The organism is Clostridium sp. UBA5988 (genome assembly GCF_002435615.1).
In the GTDB taxonomy this organism is placed as follows: Bacteria; Bacillota; Clostridia; order Clostridiales; family Clostridiaceae; genus Clostridium_J; species Clostridium_J sulfidigenes.
In genome coordinates this window covers 20,494-27,158 of sequence record NZ_DJBA01000054.1, presented here as the reverse complement: position 1 = coordinate 27,158, position 6,665 = coordinate 20,494, and the positions used below count along the sequence as shown (strand labels likewise).

Annotated in this window: 6 protein-coding genes; 4 read left to right on the top strand and 2 right to left on the bottom strand. The window is 27.2% G+C overall.

Translation table 11 applies throughout. The annotated features are described in order from the left end of the window. Positions 1–97: 97 nt before the first annotated feature. On the bottom strand, positions 98–1,363 hold the full coding sequence (locus B3J31_RS11940) for a GGDEF domain-containing protein (protein WP_346868472.1): 1,266 nt from the start codon (positions 1,361–1,363) through the stop codon (positions 98–100). A gap of 271 nt (positions 1,364–1,634) precedes the next feature. Here B3J31_RS11940 and B3J31_RS11935 point away from each other — a divergent pair, with 271 nt between their 5' ends. Then, a complete protein-coding gene (locus B3J31_RS11935; protein WP_346868471.1) occupies positions 1,635–1,973 on the top strand; it encodes a single-stranded DNA-binding protein in 339 nt (112 codons plus the stop codon). Positions 1,974–2,105: 132 nt separating this feature from the next. On the opposite strand, the gene B3J31_RS11930 is transcribed toward B3J31_RS11935, so the two are convergent. Beyond that, a complete protein-coding gene (locus B3J31_RS11930; RefSeq protein WP_346868470.1) occupies positions 2,106–3,164 on the bottom strand; it encodes a GGDEF domain-containing protein in 1,059 nt (352 codons plus the stop codon). A gap of 314 nt (positions 3,165–3,478) precedes the next feature. On the opposite strand from B3J31_RS11930, the gene B3J31_RS11925 reads away from it, so the two are divergent. From B3J31_RS11925 to B3J31_RS11915, 3 genes are all read left to right on the top strand, one after another. Then, positions 3,479–5,086, top strand: coding sequence for a sensor domain-containing diguanylate cyclase (locus tag B3J31_RS11925; RefSeq protein WP_346868469.1), 1,608 nt, complete (start codon positions 3,479–3,481; stop codon positions 5,084–5,086). A 168-nt stretch (positions 5,087–5,254) separates the two neighbouring features. After that, positions 5,255–5,662 carry a glycerol-3-phosphate cytidylyltransferase gene (tagD, locus tag B3J31_RS11920; protein ID WP_346868468.1) on the top strand — a complete coding sequence of 136 codons (408 nt, stop codon included), beginning with the start codon at positions 5,255–5,257 and terminating at the stop codon, positions 5,660–5,662. Between the two features lie 185 nt (positions 5,663–5,847). Beyond that, complete coding sequence (locus B3J31_RS11915; RefSeq protein ID WP_346868467.1) at positions 5,848–6,654, top strand: ABC transporter permease; 807 nt, start codon at positions 5,848–5,850, stop codon at positions 6,652–6,654. Positions 6,655–6,665: the final 11 nt, after the last annotated feature.

Below are 6,665 nucleotides of genomic sequence, written 5' to 3'. Positions count from 1 at the left end.
AAATTAAAGCTAGTCTCTAATTAATCTCTCCTAGAAGGCTTAACTCTAGTGATATTAAAGGGTTACGCCGTGAAGAACACAAAAATATTTACAGGCTCTAAGAACATGAAGTATATTCTGTTATATAGTATTGGTTTCTTCCATTTTTCTTTGCAATATACAAGTTTTCATCTGCTCTAGATATTAATTTATTAAAATCTTTTATATAAAAACCATCTTTATATACTGTACATATACCTATAGAAAGTGTTATTTTATTTTCGTCATTAAATAAGTTAAGTAAACTAATTTCATACATAATACTATCCATGATTTCTGTTAATCGCTGTTTATTCATTGTAAAGCAACCAGCGATAAATTCATCGCCACCGTAACGAATTAATATGTCAACAGAACTTTTGGTGAAAATCTCTGAGATTTTACGCAAACATTGATCTCCTTTTTCGTGTCCATATTTGTCATTAATTTTCTTGAAGTCATCTACATCTATCATCATCACAGAAACAAAGGAATTCATAGCATCTTTAGAATTCATAATATTTTCAAAACATTCATCATAATAACGTCGATTATATGTATTGGTAAGAGTGTCATAATATATTTTCTTTCGTGATTTCTTTACACTTCTTAAATAAACATTGGAAAATATAAAAGAAAGAGATATTGTTGTACACAAAAATAATATTCCTAATAAGAGTATTATTTTATCTCTATAATGTTTATATGTATCCATCCTTATATCCAGTCCTAAATATCCAATGAAATCTCCTTCTAAACTCCAAAGAGGAGCATAACTTGATATTACCCTTCCATATTCATCTTCTATAAATGAAAAAGATGGCTTTATTTCATTTAATAAAGTGGTGAAATGATCATTTGAATAAGTAAAACGTTTAATATCCTTTGAAAAATACTCTTCATAGCTAATTTCATTAGTGGCCAATATAGGGACATCCAATAACCAGATTATATCAAGTGGTGTACCAACTTCACTTTTGAAAAAGTCTTTATTTTCTTCATTTATAGTATATTTAATCTCATTTGGTTTTAACCTATGAACCACATATACACAATCAAAATCGTAAGCAAAGTCGATATTTTCTATCAATGATTGCAATTCCTGATTTTTGCTATATGAAGCAATATGGGAATACTCCATATTTACTAGTTTGTCCACATCTTTGTTGCTTAAGGTAATGTGTTTTGCTAATAGAGAAGCAGAATCCATTGCTCCTTCTCCTATAACATTAATAAATTCTAGGGATATGTAATGTGCTGTTAATATAAAGAAGATTAAACTAATAATACAAGTAGATATTGAAAAAATAGTTATAATATATTTAATGCGATTATTTTTTAGCATTCTAGCAATTCTCCTTATGAAAAAAATATAAGTAAAACTTATTCATTTAAGTGATTTGTTACATTTTTAAATTTTTATATGCGATTTTTTATATACATTTTATAATTATAAACTGATTTTATTAATAAGTGAACAAAATTATCATGGAGTCAGAGGCTTAGCATACAAATTAATAGTTTTGTATGCTTTTTAAATTATTTTAAATACATTGAATAAGATTGTATGTTCGTGTTAATAATTAAAACAAATTAACTTATGGAGGTAATGTTTTATGAATAAAGTAACTTTAATTGGTAACGTAGTAAGGGAGCTAGAATTAAAAACTTATGATGGCTCAGAGGGGAAAGGAAGCTATACTAAGTTTACATTAGCTGTAAATGAGTATAGACATAAAGATAAGGATAACAATGCTGCTTTTATTAATGTAGTTGCCTTTGGTAGGCAGGCAGAAATACTTTACCAATATGTTACAAAAGGCAGTAAGTTAGGGGTTGAAGGAAAGATAAACACTGATAGTTATATTAATAGTAAGGGAGAAAAGAAATATGGTTTCGTCGTTACTTTAGAGAGATTTTATTTCCTAGATATGAAAAAGGAGCAGATAAGTTAAAGGGTAGGGGTTCTTTAACTAAACTCTTCATAGCTTTATATTTATATAGTATCCTAAGGAAAATTTTTAATAGTTAAATATGACATATAATCAGACCCCTTATATTTTGTATCAGGGGTCTGATTATAATTTTTAGTCATTACTACATTTTTTTAAGCTTTGCATATACATTACAATGAGTTCATCTAAATATTGACTAATTTCTAGCCTTTTTTCATAATCAATGTTATCTTCTACTGTCACACATACTTCGTTTAAAACCTCTTGCATGTCTTTAATTTTGTAGTGAAGTTTAGACAACCTTTCATTATTTAGCTCTCCATTACCACAATGAATATTATTATAATTCTTTCCGTGGAACTGATCATGGATTTCTTCTAAAATGCTTTCAACATTTTTATTTATACCATCAATGGAGTATGCTATAGTATCTGTGGTTACTTTAGTATCTATATCATTATATCTAATTGTAAAATTGCTAAATAATTGATTCAGTATATCTAAAATCTCTTTATTACTACTTTCATTATTTAAAACAATAAGAAATGAATCCATGTCATATCTTCCAATCCAATTTGATTTATTTAAAATTAGCTCTTTAAACATATTAGCTACATCTGCTACTAACTTTTCTTCTATATCTTTACCATACTTGTATCCGATGCTTCTTAAATAATCTATGGTTACCTTAATTATTGACATTGGATATCCGTAAATAATGCTATTATTTATATCTACAGCTAATCTTTCATCGATATAGTCTCTATTATACAAACCTGAGATTTTATCAATAATAGTATTATCATTTATTTCATCAATAATCTTACTTAAATTTGAATTATGATCTTTATCATAAAATATATTTCTATCTTTTGATATCTCCTTTAAAGTTTCTATAATATATGTTTTACCATCTACATCACAAGGTATGGCCATTATTAAAAAAACTTTGTTAGAAGTGTATTCTATCTTTAAAAATATATCTTTTTTATTTAATGCCCTCATGGAAATACAGTTATTACACCTAGTATTTCTTTTCCAAAAATCATAGCATTTACTTTCAATACCTTCAATTTCATTTTCCTTAGCAATCATTGAAGTCATATTTATTGGGTCTACAATTCTAATAACATCACTGATTTTACTTACTAATTTCATTTCTTCCTTTATCTTATTTAATAAGTTATTCATTGTATTTCCCCCTTAAACTTAATTTTAGTATATTTTATCACTTTTTACAAAGAAATGGAATGGGGTCCCAAAAATGAAATGGGGTCAGACCCCATTCCATTTTTTGGAACGGGGTCTGACCCCCTCCCAATTCATTCCAGTTGGTCTGATTATAATGAGAGGAGAAAATATTGTAATATATTGTACGTTATAGTATAATAACACTGTTTTAGAAATATAAATAAAACTTGAGAAAATTAGTGGAGAACTATATTAGTGTATATTAGATATTAAATTTTAAAGTATTTGTATGCATTAGTTTAAAGGGGGATAAAATGAGCATTAGAGCATTGACAAAAGAGAGAAAAACCATAGTATTATATTCTTTGGTTATATTTATTACATTTAGTTTTACATACCTATTAATATCAGTGTTTATGCAAATGGAAACAAATAAATTGAAAAAAAATGAGGTTATAAAGAATGAGCAACGTTTAGTGGCTGTAGAACAGAGTATAATTTCCTCTAGAATAGATAGAATAGTTTCAGATGTTTTGTATATCGCTGACAACTTTAAATATAATAGTATTGATACTGATGACTTTAAAGATATAGAAAACGAATGGAAAGCATTTTCAGACAGAAGAAAGATATATGATCAAATAAGGTATATAGATATAGAAGGAAATGAAAAAATTAGAGTGAATTACTTTGAAAATGGTTCAGTTCTGGTTGATAAGGAGCATCTTCAAAATAAAAAAGACAGATATTATTTTAAAGATACAATTGGATTGGAAAAAGATCAAACCTATGTTTCAAAGTTAGATTTGAATGAAGAAAATGGGAAAATAGAAACTCCTGATAAACCTATGATCAGATTTTCTACACCTGTTTTTGGCAATGATGGTAAGTTAAAAGGCATTGTAGTATTAAATTATTGTGCAAAATATATATTAAAGCAATTTGAAGAAACTGCATCAACAAGTTATGGAAATATATTTTTATTAAATGATAATGGATACTGGCTATATAATTCTGAAAATAAAGATAAAGAATGGACATTTATGTATGAAAATAAGAAAGATATAAACTTTAAAAATGAATTTGCTAAAGAGTGGGAAAGTATAAATAGTAATAAAATTGGAACATTAAGTACAAAAAATGGATATTTTTCTTATACAAATATAATTGAAGATGCAGGTACTTTAACGGTGGATATAGAAAATCGTAATAAATCCATAGTATTAGGAGAGAAAAATTGGAAGGCAGTATCATTCATTCCTAAAAGCAATGAAAATAAATTGATGATTTTCACAGATATATACTCAAATATAGTCTACAAGGTGAAAAATGATAAATACATCTTTTTCTTTATATTTATAGCAGCTTTAAGTTTTGCAATTGTAGTTACATTGAACAAAATGTCAAAGGAAAAAATAAAATATTTTTCAGAATATGATGCAATGACAGGAGTTCTCAATAGACGTGCTGGATTTGAGCTATTAAATAAAATATATAGAGACTTTATGAAAGATAAAGGGAAAGTAAGTATCTGTTTCTCCGATATAAATGGTCTAAAAGAAGTTAATGATAATTTAGGACATGAAGCAGGGGACGAGCTTATTTTAACTATAGTAGATCAAATTAAAAAAAATATAAGGGAGTCAGATTTCATAATAAGACTAGGAGGAGACGAATTTTTAATAATTTTTGTAGACTCTGATATAGTACAAGCAGAAAGTATTTGGAATAGGATATATGATGACTTTAGAAATATAAATGAAATGGAAAATAGAAAATATATAATAAGTGCAAGCCACGGAATAGAAGAATTTAAATTTAACTCTGATGAGTATATTGATGAAATTATAAATTTGGCTGATGAAAAGATGTACAATGAAAAGAGAATTATAAAAAAAGATTTTAAAGCTATAAAAAAATAAATCCATTTTATGTAACGGGGTCAGACCCCCACCCATAAAATGGGTGGGGGTCTGACCCCATTCCATTTTATTCCAAACAGTTGCTGATTTCCATCCAGAGTATTATAATAAGTAATAAAGTAAAATATAAATAATAAAGCAATTTATTTTTTTTGGAGGAATTTAATAATGAAAAAAGTAATTACTTACGGCACATTTGATTTATTGCATTATGGTCATATAAACATATTAAAGAGAGCCAAGGAGCAAGGAGACTATTTAATAGTAGCTTTATCAACAAATGAGTTTAATGAAGTTAAAGGTAAGAAGTGTTATTTTTCATATGAGGAGAGAAAAAAATTATTAGAAGCAATTAGATATGTGGATTTAGTTATTCCAGAAAATAATTGGGAACAGAAAATTAATGATATAAAAGAATTTCATGTAGATACTTTTGTCATTGGAGATGACTGGGAAGGAAAGTTTGACTTCCTTAAAGAATATTGCAAGGTTATCTATTTAAGCAGAACTCCTGAAATATCAACAACTAAAATAAAACAGGAACTAGGTCTAGGACAAGTTGCAATAGGAAAATAATATAAATTAAAATGGGACTAGTGTTGAGTTACTAGTCCTTATTTCATTGCCTATGACATAAAAGTAATAAATCTTGTTAGATTTTAGTTGATGTGATAAAATGATATAAGATTTGAAGAGAAAGATAAGAAAAAATTTTTATAATCATAGTAATTTTTAAGAGAATATATGATAAAGAGGTAAATATGATAAAGAGCATAAGGTATGTAGTAAGTGAAAATATAAGCAATATATATAGGATTTTTTTAATTGCTAAATATGAAATATTAGCAGAAAACAGAGACTCTAAATTAGGAATACTCTGGAATGTATTAAATCCACTAATTCAAATTTCAACATATTGGTTTGTTTTTGGAATAGGTATAAGAAGCGGTAAACCAGTAGATGGAATTGAGTTTTTGGACTGGCTATTAGCGGGAATGGCAGTATGGTTTTTTATTAGTCCTTCAATAAGGAAGGGAGTAACGTCTATTTCTTCAAAGATAAAGGTAATAAGAAAAATGAAATTTCCAGTGAGCATTTTGCCTACAACGGTGGTGGTGGAAGAAGCCATTATTCATTTATGTATGCTGGTAATAATATATGTGATTTTTCTTATTAGGGGTATGGTACCTAGCCTATACAATTTTCAGATTTTATACTATTTAATATGTGGTGTGGCTTTTTCAGTATCTTTAGCAATGATAACATCAGTGCTTAATATGTTTACAAGAGATGTGAAAAAAATAGTTAATGCAACTATGAGAATGTTGATGTATATAACCCCTATATTATGGACAATGGATAAGATGCCTAAGAATATACAAAAAATTATGAAGTGTAATCCAATATATTATATCGTTCAGGGGTATAGAGATAGTTTCTTCTATCATGAGGGAATATTATCTAATGTTAATGAGATGATAGTGTTTTGGGTAATTATAACGACTATGTTTATAGCAGGTAGTATACTAATGTACAAGTTTAGACATAGATTTGTTGACATGATGTAAAATGGAGTGAA